Origin of the sequence: Methylobacterium sp. HMF5984, assembly GCF_045033435.1 — a bacterium.
Classification (GTDB): domain Bacteria; phylum Pseudomonadota; class Alphaproteobacteria; order Rhizobiales; family Beijerinckiaceae; genus Methylobacterium.
In genome coordinates this window covers 1,783,410-1,795,642 of record NZ_JBJFLN010000001.1, presented here as the reverse complement: position 1 = coordinate 1,795,642, position 12,233 = coordinate 1,783,410, and the positions used below count along the sequence as shown (strand labels likewise).

General features: G+C 70.6%; 10 protein-coding genes. 3 read left to right on the top strand and 7 right to left on the bottom strand.

Annotated features, from left to right (window positions below; all coding sequences use genetic code 11):
- Positions 1 to 7: 7 nt before the first annotated feature.
- Entirely contained in the window at positions 8 to 691 is a 684-nt protein-coding gene (gph, locus tag ACFZ8E_RS08535) for a phosphoglycolate phosphatase (RefSeq protein WP_243946216.1), read from the top strand.
- Here the strand turns inward: gph and ACFZ8E_RS08530 are convergent.
- The 6 genes from ACFZ8E_RS08530 to ACFZ8E_RS08505 all read right to left on the bottom strand — a co-directional run bounded on the left by ACFZ8E_RS08530 (position 682) and on the right by ACFZ8E_RS08505 (position 9,310).
- The gene (locus ACFZ8E_RS08530) at positions 682 to 3,918 is read right to left on the bottom strand and encodes an efflux RND transporter permease subunit (RefSeq protein ID WP_405042591.1); all 3,237 of its coding nucleotides are present in this window, start codon (positions 3,916 to 3,918) and stop codon (positions 682 to 684) included. The genes gph and ACFZ8E_RS08530 overlap by 10 nt on opposite strands.
- A 143-nt stretch (positions 3,919 to 4,061) precedes the next feature.
- Entirely contained in the window at positions 4,062 to 5,192 is a 1,131-nt protein-coding gene (locus ACFZ8E_RS08525; RefSeq protein ID WP_405044349.1) for a M48 family metallopeptidase, read from the bottom strand.
- Positions 5,189 to 6,442: a YjgN family protein gene (locus ACFZ8E_RS08520; RefSeq protein WP_405042590.1), complete on the bottom strand. Its 1,254-nt coding sequence runs from the start codon at positions 6,440 to 6,442 to the stop codon at positions 5,189 to 5,191. Before ACFZ8E_RS08520 ends, ACFZ8E_RS08525 begins: the two co-directional genes overlap by 4 nt.
- Before the next feature lie 33 nt (positions 6,443 to 6,475).
- Positions 6,476 to 6,910, bottom strand: a complete 435-nt coding sequence (locus ACFZ8E_RS08515) for a tellurite resistance TerB family protein (RefSeq protein ID WP_147844056.1) — start codon at positions 6,908 to 6,910, stop codon at positions 6,476 to 6,478.
- Positions 6,911 to 7,022: 112 nt separating this feature from the next.
- The gene (locus ACFZ8E_RS08510) at positions 7,023 to 7,247 is read right to left on the bottom strand and encodes a YbdD/YjiX family protein (protein ID WP_147844055.1); all 225 of its coding nucleotides are present in this window, start codon (positions 7,245 to 7,247) and stop codon (positions 7,023 to 7,025) included.
- A gap of 5 nt (positions 7,248 to 7,252) precedes the next feature.
- Positions 7,253 to 9,310 (bottom strand): carbon starvation CstA family protein, encoded by a 2,058-nt coding sequence (locus ACFZ8E_RS08505; protein ID WP_405042589.1) that lies wholly within the window; start codon positions 9,308 to 9,310, stop codon positions 7,253 to 7,255.
- 206 nt (positions 9,311 to 9,516) lie between these two features.
- Between ACFZ8E_RS08505 and ACFZ8E_RS08500 the strand changes: the two genes are divergently transcribed.
- A complete protein-coding gene (locus tag ACFZ8E_RS08500) occupies positions 9,517 to 10,383 on the top strand; it encodes an NAD(P)-dependent oxidoreductase (RefSeq protein ID WP_243946299.1) in 867 nt (288 codons plus the stop codon).
- A gap of 6 nt (positions 10,384 to 10,389) precedes the next feature.
- Here ACFZ8E_RS08500 and miaA read toward each other — a convergent pair whose 3' ends face one another.
- Entirely contained in the window at positions 10,390 to 11,313 is a 924-nt protein-coding gene (gene miaA, locus ACFZ8E_RS08495) for a tRNA (adenosine(37)-N6)-dimethylallyltransferase MiaA (protein ID WP_405042588.1), read from the bottom strand.
- Positions 11,314 to 11,332: 19 nt separating this feature from the next.
- Between miaA and serB the strand changes: the two genes are divergently transcribed.
- Positions 11,333 to 12,229: a phosphoserine phosphatase SerB gene (serB, locus tag ACFZ8E_RS08490; RefSeq protein WP_243946208.1), complete on the top strand. Its 897-nt coding sequence runs from the start codon at positions 11,333 to 11,335 to the stop codon at positions 12,227 to 12,229.
- Positions 12,230 to 12,233: the final 4 nt, after the last annotated feature.

Below are 12,233 nucleotides of genomic sequence, written 5' to 3'. Positions count from 1 at the left end.
AGACCCGATGCCCACCCTGCCGAAGATCGCCGTGTTCGACCTCGACGGCACCCTGGCTGAGACCGCGGGCGACCTCGTCGGCACGCTCAACGTGCTGCTTGTGCGGGAAGGCCTGCCGGAACTGGCGCTCGAGGAGGCCCGCGACCTGATCGGCGCCGGCGCCAAGGCGCTGATCCGCCGCGGCTTCGAGGCCGCCGGCCGCGAGCTGACGCCGGCGCGGCACGAGACGCTGTTCGGCGACTTCCTGGAGCATTACGGCGCGCATCTGTGCGAGCGCTCGCACCTCTATCCCGGCGTGGTCGAGGCGCTGGATCGGCTCGAGGCCGAGGGCTTCCGGCTGGCCGTCTGCACCAACAAGGTCGAGGGGCTCGCGGTCGACCTGCTCGACCAGCTCGGCATCGGCGGCCGTTTCGCCGCGATCTGCGGGCGCGCCACCTTCCCCTACAGCAAGCCCGACCCGCGCCACATCACGCTGACCATCGCTCGGGCCGGCGGCGATCCGGAGCGCGCGGTGATGGTCGGCGATTCCCGCGCCGACATCGACGCCGCCAAGGCCGCCGGCATCCCGGTGGTGGCGGTCACCTTCGGCTACACCGACACGCCGGTGGACCAGCTCGGGCCGGACCGGGTGATCTCGCACTTCTCGGACCTGCCCGGTGCCGTCGCCGAGCTGATGTCGGCTCAGGCGTAGTCCTCCGGCACCCGGACCTTGCCCGCGCGCAGCAGCGTGTATAGGAACGGCACGAACAGCAGCGTCGCCGGCGTGCCGAAGGCGATGCCGCCCATCACGGCGCGGGCGAGCGCGGCGTTCTGCTCGCCGCCCTCGCCCGTGCCGAGCGCCATCGGGATCAGGCCGAGGAACATCGCGCCCGCCGTCATCAGCACCGGGCGCAGGCGCGTCTCGCCGGCGAGCAGGGCGGCGTCGACCGCCGAGCACCCCGTCGCCTCGCGATGCTCGCGGGCGAAGGTCACGAGCAGGATCGAGTTCGCGGACGCGATGCCCACCGACATGATCGCGCCGAACAGCGACGGGATCGAGAAGGTGGTGCCGGTGATGAACAGGCTCGCGACGATGCCGCAGAAGGCGAGCGGCAGGGCGGCCAGCACCACGAAGGGATCGCCCCAGCTCTGATAGTTCACCGCCATCAGCAGGTAGACGGCGATCAGCGCGATGCTCAGGCCGACGCCGAGGCGCAGGAACGCCGAGTCCATGTTCTCGATCTGCCCGCGCACGGTGATCTTGTCGGGCACCGGCAGCGCCTTCTGCTCCTCGTCGACGATGGTCCGGATCTCCCGCGCCACCGAGCCGAGGTCGGAATCCTGCACCGCCGCGTAGATGTTGTAGGTCGGCGCCGTGTTGACGTGGTTGACCACGGTCTGCGTCGCCTCGCGGCGCAGGGTCGAGACGCTGGAGAGCAGGGTCAGCACGCCCGGCTGGTCGCTGTTGGCGCGCACCAGCAGCGGCGTGTTCTGCAGGTCGGTGAGCGAGGCGTTGCGGTATTCCGGCGTCTGCACCCAGAGCTGGTACGGGATGCCGGTCTTTGGGTCGGTCCAAAAGTTCGGCGTCACCTGGAAGGAGCCCGACAAGGAGACGTTGAGCCCCTGCGCCACCTGCTGCTGGGTCAGCCCGAGCTCCGAGGCGAGGCGGCGGTCGACGTCGACGAAGAACTGCGGCGTGCCGACGATCTGGTGCAGGTGCACGTCGACCGCGCCCTTCGTCTCCTTCAGGCGGCGGACGATGTTCTGGGCGACCGCGAGGTCCTTTTCGGCGTTGCGACCCGAGACCTGGATGTCGATCTGCGCCAGCGTGCCGAAGTTCAGGATCTGCGTGATGATGTCGGAGGGCTGGAAGTAGACGATCACGTCGGGGAAGCGCTCGCGCAGCACCTCGCGCAGGCGCTTCGTGTAGGCGCCGACGTCGCCGTGTCCCTCGCGCAGGTTCACCAGCATCTGGCCGTCGTTGTAGCCGACGAAGGAGCCGTCGGAGAACGCGAAGTTGTAGTTGTTCGAGGGCAGGCCGATGTTGTCGAGGATCTGCTCGATCTCGCCGTCCGGGATCACCTCGCGCACCGTGGCGCCGACGGCCGCGAAGACCTGCTCGGCGGTCTCGATCCGCATGCCGGGCCGGGTGCGCAGGTGCAGCGTGAGCTGGCTCGAGGCGACCTGCGGGAAGTAGTCGCGCCCGACTAAGGTGAACAGCCCGGCCGTGCCGAGGAACACCAGCAGGACGACGGCGATCGTCGCGACGCGGCGGCGCACCACGACGTGGAGCAGCCCGAGATAGCCGCGGTGGAAGCGCTCGAAGCGCGCCTCGAAGCCGTTCCGGAAACGCCCGGCGACGTGGATCACCGGGCGCCCGAGCCAACCGATGGCCCGCGCCACTCGCCCGCGCCGCGGCGGCGCGACGGCGTCGGGCCCGCCGCCATGTCGCTCGACGTACTCGCGCGCGACCAGCACGTCGATCAGCACCGGCACGAGGGTGCGCGAGAGCAGGTACGAGGTCAGCATCGCGAACACGACCGCGAGCGCCTGCGGTGTGAACAGGTACTTCGGCGTGTCGGCCAGCGCGAAGACCGAGACGAAGGCGGCGCAGATCGACAACGTCGAGATCAGCGTCGGCTTCGCGATGCTGGCGGCGCCCTCGACCACGGATTTGCGGAACGGCTCGCCCTCCTCGAACAGCCGATAGGTGTTCTCGATCGCCACCGTCGCGTCGTCGACGAGGATGCCGACGGCGAGCGCGAGGCCGCCCAGCGTCATCACGTTGATGGTCTGGCCGAGCGCGGCGAGGATCGCGAGCGAGGTCAGGATCGAGAGCGGGATCGAGATCAGCACGACGATGGTCGAGCGCCACGAGCCGAGGAACAGCAGGATCGTCAGGCCGGTGAGGCAGGCGGCGATCGCCGCCTCATGGATCACGCCCTCGATCGCGGCGGACACGAAGACCGACTGGTCGAACAGCGGCTTGATCGCCATGCCGTCGGGCGCGGCGGCCTGGATCTCGGGCAGCACCTTCTTGACGTTGTTGACCACGTCCAGCGTCGAGGCGGTGCCGTTCTTGAAGATCCGCATCAGCACCGAATGCAACCCGTCCGAGCGCACGATGTTGACCTGCGGCGGCCCGCCGTCGCGGACGTAGGCGACGTCGCGCACCAGCACCGGCTGGCCGGCCACGACCTTGATCGGGATCTCGTTCAGCGCCGCGATCGCGTCCGGGGTCGCGTTGAGCAGGACCGGATATTGCTGCTCGCCGATCTTGACCAAGCCGGAGGGCACGGTGAGGTTCTGCGCCGTCATCGCGTTGGTGACGTCGAGCGCCGTGAGGCCGAGCGCCCGCAGCGCCTGGAGGTCGAGATCGACCATGATCTGGCGCGGCGTGCCGCCGAACGGCGACGGCAGCGTCGAGCCCGGCACCTGCACGAGGCGCTGGCGGATGCGGTACTGCGCGTAATCGTAGACCTTGGTCAGGCTCTCCTTGGTCGAGGTCAGCGCGAGCTGGATCACCGGCACCGAGGAGGCCGAGAACCGCAGCACGATCGGCGGCTGCACGCCCGGCGGCATCGCCGAGCGGATCGAGTTCATCGCCGAGACGACCTGGGTGATGGCGAGGTCGACGCTGACCTCGCCGTCGAAGTAGATCTTCTGGATCGCGGTGCCCTGGAGCGTCGTCGACTCCATCCGCTTGATGTTGTTGACGTTGTTCGAAAGCGAGAACTCGGCGTAGGTGGTGATCCGCCGCTCCATCTCCGGCGTCGACAGGCCGGTATAGGTCCAGACCACCACGACCACGGGGATGTCGACGATCGGCAGCACGTCCTTGGGCGCGACCACGATCGCGCCGCCCCCGGCGAGCATCATCAGCACGGCGAGCACGTAGGTCGTGATGCGGAACTTCAGTGCGTACTGGACGAGGCCCATCTGGTCTCCGTGATCCGGCCACGGCCCGGATCATCGCATCATGAATTCAGGCGCCACCGAACGCGAGTATTGTTTCGCGATCATGTCCGCGCGCTGCGGCTGCGAAGAGGCCGCAGGCCCTTGCGGCGTGGTCGAAGGCCGGCTCAGACCCGCCGTCGCTGGCTCGGACGGGGTTTCGGTGCAGGCTTGTCCGGCCCGTCCGTCGCCCCGGGGCAGATCCCGCGCAGCTGCATCCAATCGGCGTCGCTCAGGATGTGCCTGTCGGGGTCCCGGGCCCCGGCGAGGGCGCGGATCGTCGCGGCACGCTCGCGGGTGAAGGGATGGCTGCGCAGGAGGGCCGGGTCGGCATCCGCCTCGTCCTTGGCGATCCGCTCGAGCATCGAGGCCAGCGCCGCCGCGTCGCCGCCGGCCGACCGCATCGCGGCGACGGAATAGGCGTCGGCCGCCCGCTCGGCATCGCGGCTGTAGCCGGCCGAGAGCACGGCCTGGCCGAGGGCGACGATCACGGTGGAGCCGGTGAGGTCGCCGAGCACGAGGCTGAGCAGGAACGACGTGCCCGAGGCTTGGATCAGCGCCCGGGTCGGATCGCGCAACGCCACGTGCCCGAGCTCGTGCGCCAGCACGCCGGCGAACTCGTCGGCGCTCCGCGCCTTGGCGATCAGCTCGGAGAGCACGACGACGCGCGCGCCCGGCAACGTCACCGCGTTCGCGGTGTCGTGGCGGCGGACCGTGACCGCGAGATCGGGCGGCAGGCCGCGACCGGCCGCGAGGCGGGCGACGAGGCGGTCGAGCACGGCCCGGCCGGCCGGCTCCGCGCAGGGCGGCGGTTCGCCCATCAGGTCGAGCACCTGCGCCTCCACCGCGGTGCCGAGGCGCGCCTCGATGCCGGCCGGCACCAGCGGCGCGAGAACGCCCGCCGCGATCGGAAGGCCGAAGAACACGGTGAGCAGGACCGCGATGCCGACCGCAAGCGAGCCGGCGACGAGGCGCCAGGTCCCTCCGCCCGCGTCCGCGCGCTTGCGCAGGTCGGGGCAGCGGGTTTCGAGACATGCGGCGAACGACGGGTCCACGATCTCGACATGGCCGGGATCGCCCGCGATCCCGAGGCGCAGCAGCGGGGCCTGGCCCTCGCCGGCCCGCAGGTCGATCAGGTTCCAGTCGCGATGCACCTCCGGCCCGGTGATCTCGAGGCGCTCGCCGAGGTGCAGGGTCACCGCGTGCGGCGCGGCGCTCCGTCCGTCGAACCAGCGGCCGGACGCGGTGAGCGCCATCAGAACCCGATCTGCAGCGCGCCGCCAACGTCGAGCGCGTCGGCGAGGCCCTCGTTGAGGCCGCTGCCGGGCCCGTGGCTCGCGGCGAGGATGCGGTTCAGGCCGTCGGCATCGGCGACCTGCGTCGTGGTCGCGACCGCGGCCCAGAGGCGGGCCTGGACGACGCGCACGTACAGCACCGCGAAGGCGAGCGCGCCGCCGAGATAGAGCAGGCCGCCGCCGAGCACCGCCGCCCAGGCCAGCCCGTCGCCGCCCGCGGCCCGCGCGGCGAGGCCGGCGAGCAGCGCGATCAGGCCGACCACCACGACGAAGCCGAGGAGCGACAGCGCGTAGACGAGGTAGGGCCAGTAGAATTGCCGCGCGCGGAGCGTCGAGACGAGGCGCACCGGCCCGAGGCGCGCCGCGTTCATGAAGACCCGCGTCTCGCGCGCCCGATAGAACGGCACCAGCAGGAGCGAGAGCGGAAGGCAGAAGCCGGCGGTGATCCCGAGCGCGACGGCGAGGGTCGCGATCTGGGTGCCGGCATAGGCGGGGTTGAGGATGAGATCGCCGCCCTTGCCCCCGGGCTTGGGCAGCATCAGGTCGATCGGCAGGACGAAGTCGTTGGCGGCGACCAGCGCCAGCAGCAAGGTGAGCACCGGGCCGAGCGCCACCGCGTAGAACAGCAGCCAAGGCCCGAGGAGCGCGCGCCCGCGCGCGTCGGACGCCATCCGGCTGGTGCCGATCAGGGTGTGGCCGATGCGGTAGCGCTCGAGGCTGGCACGCATGAACGGGAAGGCGAGGCCCAGCGTCGCCAGCGTCAGCGCCCACCACAGGGCGGCCCGGCCGGCATAGGCGAGGCCCGAGCCGTCCTGGCCGAGGCGGATGCCGCGCCACAGCGTCCGCATCGCCCGGTAGCGGCGCCCGCGGTAGATCGCGAACTGCCCGAGCAGGAACAGGATGACGAAGGACAGGATCGCCGAGTACGGCGCCAGCCTCGGCAGCGCGATCGCCAGGCCGAACAGCCCGACATAGATCACGATCAGCAGCCCGAGGGCCGCGAGGAAGCCGAGAAAGAGCTCGCGCCCGGTGCCGGTGTAGTCCGCCGGGCTGCCGTCGACGACGGTGCGGCTCCAGAAGAAGCGCCGCAGGTCGGTCATGTACCAGAAGCGGTAGATGCCGAAGGTGACGAGCGAGAGCAGAAACCCGACGATCGCGAGCCCGGTGAGGTCGCGGAGCCGGGTGTCGAAGGCAACCTGTCCGGTCCGCGACATGGATCCCCTTCCGGGCCTGCGATCGACGGCCGGTCAGCGCAGCAGGGCCGATTTCTCGACCTGGAGGGCGGCGGCGATCTCGTCGAGCGCCTTGTGCTCGACCTCGCTGATGCCGCCGAAATCGGCGACGTCGGCGGCGATCAGGAAGATGTCCTGGCGCTGGTCGAGCGGCCGGTCGGCGATGGCGGCGACGTGGCGCAGATTCTCGATCCGCCCGGCGCGGGTCTTGGCGCGGGCGATGCCCTCGTACAGCTCCTGCTCGATCCGCAGGGTGTCGTAGGATTTCTGGAGGATCGGGTTGGCGCGCATGCCCGAGATCGCCGACTCGACTTCTTCCTCGTCGACGTCGCCGTCGGCGATCGTCACGTTGGCCGCGGCCGAGACCGCGGCAGCAAGAAACAGGCCGTCGCCGGCATAGGACATGATCGTCCGGCCGAACCGCAGAATGGCGTCCTGGAAGATGCTCATTGCCTACCTCGCACTCGCCTGACTCACGGGAAATGCCCGTTCGGAGTCAAGCGTTTCCCGCCCGCGACCGGGCCGCATCCTCGAACGATCCGTCCGTCACGCCGTCGCATGGTCAACAGCAGCGAAATCCGCTGGTGTTGCCGACACCGAACCGCGCGTTCTCCCGATGGCGGAAGAACTCGATCTCGGTCATCGGCGCCTGATCGGGATGCGTCCGCGCGACGTGGGCGGCGTAGGCCGCGTAATCGCCCTGCCCCACCATCAGGCGCGCGCCGTCGCAGACGCACTTGGACAGGGCCTTCCAACGGTCGCGCAGGTTCTGCGAGGCGGCCTCCATCGGCCCTACTCCGCCGCGACGATGCGGGCTTCGCTCTCGAGGGCCGTCCAGCGGTCGGTGCGCAGCGCCTTGACGCATGCGGCGATGCCGAACCCGGCGATCGCCACGACGAGGCCGATGAACAGCCCGGCGAGCACCGCGTCGATCCGGTCGTTCAGCACGATCTGACCCATCTGGCCGAGGTCCTTGGCCGGCGCCAGCACCTTGCCTTCCGCCAGCGCGCCCGCGTAGCGCTCGGCATGGGCGAGGAACCCGATCTTCGGGTCGACGGAGAAGATCTTCTGCCAGCCGGCAGTGAGGGTGCAGATGCACAGCCACGCGGTCGGGATGATCGTCACGAACGCGTAGCGCTCGCGCTTCATCTTGAAGATCACCACCGTGCACAGCGTCAGCGCGACGGCGGCCAGCATCTGGTTCGAGATGCCGAACAGCGGCCACAGCGTGTTGATGCCGCCGAGCGGGTCGGTCACGCCCTGGTAGAGGAAGTAGCCCCAGGCGCCGACCGCGATGGCCGTCGCCAGGATGCTCGGCACCCAGGCGTTGGTCTGCTTGAACGACGGCACCGCCAGCCCGACCAGGTCCTGCACCATGAAGCGGCAGGCGCGGGTCCCCGCATCGACCGCGGTGAGGATGAACAGCGCCTCGAACAGGATCGCAAAGTGATACCAGAACGCCATCATCGCCTTGCCGCCGATGGCGCTGGAGATGATGTGCGCCATGCCGACGGCGAGGGTCGGCGCGCCGCCGGCCCGCGCGACGATGGTGCGCTCGCCGACATCGCTGGCGGTCTGGGCGATCACCTCGGGCGTGGTCGGGAAGCCGAGCTTCGTCACCGCGGCGGCGGCGGTCTCCGGCGTCGTGCCGAGGAGCGCGACCGGCGCGTTCATTGTGAAGTACACGCCCGGATCGATGACGGTGGCCGAGACCAGCGCCATCACCGCGACGAAGCTCTCCATCAGCATGCCGCCGTAGCCGATGAAGCGCGCATCCGCCTCGCTGGCGATCAGCTTGGGCGTGGTGCCCGAGGCGATCAGCGCGTGGAAGCCCGAGACCGAGCCGCAGGCGATCGTGATGAACAGGAACGGGAAGAGCTGGCCCGCCCAGACCGGCCCGGTGCCGTCCACGAACTTGGTCACCGCCGGCATCTGCATGTGCGGGGCGACGAAGGCGATGCCCAGCGCGAGGCCGACGATCGTGCCGATTTTCAGGAAGGTCGAGAGGTAGTCGCGCGGGGCCAGCAGGAGCCAGACCGGCAGGATCGAGGCGACGAAGCCGTAGCCGATCAGCATCCAGCAGAGCTGCGTCCCGGTGAAGGTGAAGGCCGGGCCCCAGACCGGGCTGTCGGCGATCGCGCCGCCGCCGAAGATCGCCGCCATCAGCAGGACGAAGCCGAGGATCGAGACCTCGCCGATGCGGCCGGGGCGGATGTAGCGGGTGTAGACGCCCATCAGCATCGCGATCGGGATCGTCGACATCACGGTGAAGGTGCCCCACGGGCTCTCGGCCAACGCCTTGACGACGATGAGCGCGAGCACCGCCAGAAGGATCACCATGATCAGGAACGTGCCGAACAGCGCGATGATGCCCGGGACGGTGCCGAGCTCGGTGCGGATCAGCTCGCCGAGCGAGCGCCCGTCGCGCCGCATCGAGACGAACAGGACCATGAAGTCCTGCACCGCGCCGGCGAGCACGACGCCGGCGAGGATCCAGAGCAGGCCGGGCAGGTAGCCCATCTGCGCGGCCAGCACCGGGCCGACGAGGGGGCCGGCACCGGCGATCGCCGCGAAGTGGTGGCCGAACAGGACGCTCTTGTTCGTCGGGACGTAGTCGAGCCCGTCGTTGTGGAGGACGGCCGGCGTCTCGCGCTTGGGATCGAGCCGCATCACCTTCTCGGCGATGAACAGCGCGTAGTAGCGATAGGCGATGAGGTAGACGCAGACCGCCGCGACGACGAGCCAGAGCGCGTTCACCGCTTCGCCGCGCTCGACGGCGACGATGGCGAGCGCCGCCGCCCCCAACGCACCGACCAGGGCCCAGGGGCCATGCCTACCGATCGCGCCCATTGTTCCACTCCCGAAGCCGGCACTCGGGGGCCGACGATCCCGCGCGTGATGCCGCAATTTTGGATTGAGGAAAATCCCCATCGCGGCAGCGAGTGGACAACCGCGCGGCGTTGTCGCGATCCGCTTCGCATCGTCGGCGCCGCGGTTTGACGCTGCGGTGCGCGATACCTAGACCGCTCCATCAGCACACGAGACGGAGACGGATGATGGCGAAGGTCGCGTTCCTGGGGCTCGGCGTCATGGGCGCCCCGATGGCCGGACACCTGGTCAAGAAGGGCCACTCGGTCACCGTCTACAACCGCACGGCCGCCAAGGCCGAGGCGTGGGTGGCGGCCAACGGCGGCGCGCATGCGCCGACGCCGCGCGAGGCTTCCGAGGGCGCCGAGATCGTCTTCGCCTGCGTCGGCAACGACGACGACCTGCGCGGCGTCGTGCTCGGTCCGGACGGCGCGCTCGCCGGCATGGAGGCCGGTGCGATCTTCGTCGATCACACCACCGCCTCGGCCGAGGTGGCCCGCGAGCTTGCCGAGGCCGCGACCGCGAGGGGGCTGGGCTTCATCGACGCCCCGGTCTCCGGCGGCCAGGCCGGCGCCGAGAACGGCATGCTCACCGTGATGTGCGGCGGCGGCCAGGGCTGCTACGACAAGGTCGAGAGCGCGATCGGCGCCTATGCGCGCGCCTGCCGGCTGATGGGGCCGGTCGGGGCGGGCCAGCTCACCAAGATGGTCAATCAGATCTGCATCGCCGGCCTCGTCCAGGGGCTGTCCGAGGGCGTGCACTTCGCCAAGAAGGCGGGGCTCGACGTGGAGGCGGTGCTTTCCGTGATCTCGAAGGGGGCCGCCGGCTCCTGGCAGATGGAGAACCGCGGCTCGACCATGAACGCGGGGAAGTTCGACTTCGGCTTCGCCGTCGACTGGATGCGCAAGGACCTCGGCATCCTGCTCGACGAAGCGCGCCGCAACGGCGCCAAGCTCCCGGTCTCGGCCCTCGTCGACCAGTTCTACGCCGACGTCCAGGCCATGGGCGGCAACCGCTGGGACACGTCGAGCCTCGTCGCGCGCCTGGAGCGCTGAAATCCCTCAGGCGATTTCCGCCATCGCCGCCTCGGGCGCCAGCCAGCGCCACTCCGCTCCCATCTGGTGGCGGAACCAGGTGAACTGGCGCTTGGCGTAGCGCCGGGTGTCGGCCTGCCCGCGCACGATCGCCTCCTCGAGCCCGATCGCGCCGTCGAGATGCGCGATCAGGCCGGGCACCCCGTGGGCGCGCATCACCGGCAGCAGCGGGTCGAGGCGGCGCTCGCGCAGCGCCGCGACCTCGTCGAGGGCGCCCCGCTGCATCATCATGCGGAAGCGCCCGTCGATGCGGGCGCGCAGCAGTTCGCGCTCGGGCGCCAGGAAGATCTTCAGCAGCCTTCGCCCCGCGAGCGGACCGGGCACGCGTGGCCCGTGGAACGCGGCGATCGGCCGGCCGGTGGCGGCGAGGATCTCGAGCGCGCGCATGACCCGGGCGCGGTCGCTCGGCCGCAACAGGGCGGCGCCGGCGGGGTCGCGTTCGGCGAGATCGGCGTGCAGCGCCTCGGTCGGGCGGCCCTCGCTCTCGGAGCGGATCGCGGCGCGCACGGCCTCCGGCACCGGCGGGAGGTCGGACAGGCCCTCCTCCAGGCTGCGGAAGTACAGCCCGGTTCCACCGACGAAGACGGGCAGTCGCCCGTCGAGACCGGCCAGCAGCGACGCGGCGTCCCGCGCGAAATGCCCGGCAGAGTAGTTCACCGCCCCGTCGACATGCCCATAGAGGCGATGCGCGACGCTTGCCTCCTCCGCCAGCTCCGGTCGCGCCGAGAGGATGCGCAGGTCGGCGTAGACCTGCATCGAGTCGGTGTTGACGACGATCCCGCCGTGACGGAGCGCCAGCGCCGTCGCGAGCGCCGACTTGCCCGACGCGGTCGGCCCTGCAATGAGGATCGCCTCCGGCCGCCCCTGCGACGACGCACTTGAAAGCGGCAACACGAAATCGTCGGCTCCGATGACCCTTGTCGCGACCCTGATAGCAAACGAGGCCCGCCCCGCCATCACCGATGCGGTGCTGGCCGAGGCGCGCCTGGTTCTCGCGACCGAGCATCAGCCGCGCATCCTGCACGGCGAGGTCGCCGCCGAGTTGCTGGTGCCGGGGGCTGCGGTCGCCGCGCCGGCGTTCACCGCGCGGTTGCGGACGGCGCTCGCGGGCGAGCCGATCGACGTCGCGGTGCTGCCGGCGGACGCCCACCGGCGCAGGCGCCTGTTCCTCGCGGACATGGACTCGACCATGATCGAGCAGGAATGCATCGACGAGCTCGCCGACACGATCGGCCTGAAGCAGCAGGTCTCGGCGATCACCGAGCGCGCGATGCGCGGCGAGATCGCCTTCGAGCCCGCTCTGCGCCAGCGCGTCGCCCTGCTTCGCGACGTATCGGCCGGCGTCGTCGACGCGCTGATCCGCGACCGGCTGACCCTGACGCCGGGCGGTCGCACGCTCGTGCACACGATGAAGGCGCACGGCGCACGCACCTGCCTGGTGTCGGGCGGCTTCACGCTGTTCACCGGGCCGATCGCCGAAGCGCTCGGCTTCGACGAGCATCACGCCAACCGGCTCGGGCTCTCGGACGGGCGCCTGACCGGCCTGGTGGACGACCCCATCGTCGGGCGTGCCGAGAAGCGCGCGACGCTGATCGCGCTCCGCGATGGCCTCGGACTGGACGTAGCGGAGACGATGGCGGTCGGCGACGGGGCCAACGACCTCGACATGCTTGGCGAAGCGGGCCTCGGCGTGGCGTTTCGCGCGAAGCCGGCTGTGGCCGCCGCGGCGCGCGCCCGGATCGAGCACGGCGACCTGAGCGCGCTGCTCTACCTGCAGGGCTACATGGCGAGCGAGTTCGTCGCCTGACCGC

Excerpts from the sequence above, each read along its gene's own strand:
- ACFZ8E_RS08500 (WP_243946299.1), top strand. The coding sequence starts at position 9,517 with ATGGCGAAGGTCGCGTTCCTGGGGCTCGGCGTCATGGGCGCCCCGATG.
- ACFZ8E_RS08530 (WP_405042591.1), bottom strand. The coding sequence starts at position 3,918 with ATGGGCCTCGTCCAGTACGCACTGAAGTTCCGCATCACGACCTACGTG.
- gph (WP_243946216.1), top strand. The coding sequence starts at position 8 with ATGCCCACCCTGCCGAAGATCGCCGTGTTCGACCTCGACGGCACCCTG.
- ACFZ8E_RS08515 (WP_147844056.1), bottom strand. The coding sequence starts at position 6,910 with ATGAGCATCTTCCAGGACGCCATTCTGCGGTTCGGCCGGACGATCATG.
- serB (WP_243946208.1), top strand. The coding sequence starts at position 11,333 with ATGACCCTTGTCGCGACCCTGATAGCAAACGAGGCCCGCCCCGCCATC.
- ACFZ8E_RS08505 (WP_405042589.1), bottom strand. The coding sequence starts at position 9,310 with ATGGGCGCGATCGGTAGGCATGGCCCCTGGGCCCTGGTCGGTGCGTTG.
- ACFZ8E_RS08510 (WP_147844055.1), bottom strand. The coding sequence starts at position 7,247 with ATGGAGGCCGCCTCGCAGAACCTGCGCGACCGTTGGAAGGCCCTGTCC.
- ACFZ8E_RS08520 (WP_405042590.1), bottom strand. The coding sequence starts at position 6,442 with ATGTCGCGGACCGGACAGGTTGCCTTCGACACCCGGCTCCGCGACCTC.